General features: G+C 33.2%; 1 protein-coding gene and 1 pseudogene. Both read left to right on the top strand.

Annotated elements, in window-relative coordinates; genetic code table 11:
* Positions 1–15: 15 nt before the first annotated feature.
* On the top strand, positions 16–638 hold a 623-nt coding region (locus AFK68_RS43945; RefSeq protein ID WP_371357177.1), incomplete at its 3' end, for a protein kinase.
* 1 nt (position 639) lies between these two features.
* Positions 640–1,950, top strand: a pseudogene (locus AFK68_RS00700) (protein kinase); the annotation flags it as partial.
* Positions 1,951–2,189 lie beyond the last annotated feature (239 nt).

Raw genomic sequence — 2,189 nt, forward strand, 5'->3', positions numbered from 1 at the left:
TCTCGATCTATTCTAATGAGTTATTGTTTTAATCCTATCTGCAAAAATCCACAAAACTCTCCGAAGGCTGAAATTTGTCAGAATTGCAATTCACCATTATTACTAATTCCTCAAGAAATAGAAACAAAGAAAATTATTCCGTCAGTAGATAATAATTCCACAATAACTAACCAGTCTCATTACCGCATCCTTAAACTTATTGGATATGGTGGTTTTGGTAGAACTTTTTTGGCAGTAGATGAAGCAAATACTCCAGAAAAAGTTTGTGTAATTAAACAGTTTTTTCCCCAGAATAAAAATTATCATCAAAATTATCCTCCATCCTCAGAAAAAATTTCTGGTAGTCGGGAACTTCAGGTAAAAACAACCTCTGAAAAAGCTGTTGAATTATTTCAGCAAGAAGCGCAACAATTAAAAACTTTAGGCAGTCATCCTCAAATTCCTAAGTTGTTCAAATATTTTCAGCAAGACGAACAACAATATCTCGTTCAAGAATATATTGAAGGTAAAAATCTTGCTCAAGAATTAGCCGAAAAAGGTGTCTTTACTGAGGCTAAAATTCGGGAATTATTAAATGATTTATTGCCAGTATTACAGTTTGTCCATAAATCTCAAGTTATTCATCGAGATATTAAGCCNCCTCAAATTCCTAAGTTGTTCAAATATTTTCAGCAAGACGAACAACAATATCTCGTTCAAGAATATATTGAAGGTAAAAATCTTGCTCAAGAATTAGCCGAAAAAGGTGTCTTTACTGAGGCTAAAATTCGGGAATTATTAAATGATTTATTGCCAGTATTACAGTTTGTCCATAAATCTCAAGTTATTCATCGAGATATTAAGCCAGAGAATATTATTCGTCGCACTACAGGTAAACTTGTTTTAGTAGACTTTGGTGCTGCTAAGTTAGTAGAAAAAAAAGGTTTGCCTCAAACAGGTACTATTATTGGTAGTGCTGCTTATACCGCTCCCGAACAACTTATGGGTAAAGCAGTTTTCGCCAGCGATCTTTATAGTTTGGGTGTTACTTGTATTCATCTATTGACTCAAGTCTCACCCTTCGATCTATTTGATAGTAGAAATAGTAAATGGGTGTGGCGAGATTATTTAAAAGTATCTGTTAGTGAGGAACTTGGTAGAATTTTAGACAAAATGTTGCAAGGTGCGACTAATCGGCGTTATCATTCTGCTGTTGCTATTATGAGACATCTGAACCCTCAGTCTACTTATATGGAGACTGTTTATTTTTCTACTTCTTCAACAGTTCCGAAAAAGTTAACTCTACAAGCAGAAATTCGACGAGAGTTGCAGGAAGTTTTAGCTTTTGAGTCGGTAAAAGTTCAGGTGAGTCGCGTCAAGAAAACCTTAACTATTGTGATTAGTAGAAAATCAGACAAAAAGGTTAATTATGCTCAAATTTTAAAGATAATTTCAGCTAAGTTGACTGATTTGAATTTGCCGAATATAGATAAGGTAAAATTGTTAGGTAGAGCTAAGGATAAGACTGTACCAGAGTGGCAAAAAATATTGAGAATTGATCGTAAAGCTAGATGGAAAAATAAAATTGTGAGGCTGCAAAAAACAGAGAATTTTATCAAGCTATCACAATTAAGAACTCAGAGTTTTTGGTTAGCTAGATTTAGGGAAAGAGAATTTTGGTTAGATGCTTTGATGTTTGGTTTAGTTGGATTTATATTTGGTTATCGAATAATTATTTGGCATCCCCTAATAGCTGTGATAATTGCCTCAGCTTTTATGACAGTTAAACATCAAGTGGGAAAACAGAATAAATTAGCAACTAATAATTTATTTGCTACAGTGGCAACCGTATTTTTAATAGTAGGTTTGTTAGGTTTGAGATTTTGGATTGATGATATTTTTGGGTTACTTTTAGGTTGTTTATTTGTAGCTCTACCAATATTTTATGTTAGGGAGGAAATGGGAATTTAAAATTTATAATTTATAATTTATAATTTATAATTTATAATTTATAAACTATGAAATCAGGAGTCAGGATGAATAACTTCGATGCCATTTCTTATTGTGCAAAAAACTGTAGGGCTTTGGTCTCCAAACCCCATTTTCCTTGCTCCTTCCTTCTTCCTTCCTCCCTCTTCCTTATTCCTTCAACTAAATGACAAACACACCCAAAAAATCTAGTTTAGTAATTCACATTACCAGTCCGAAGT

This window comes from Hydrocoleum sp. CS-953 (genome assembly GCF_002260545.1).
In the GTDB taxonomy this organism is placed as follows: domain Bacteria; phylum Cyanobacteriota; class Cyanobacteriia; order Cyanobacteriales; family Microcoleaceae; genus Trichodesmium.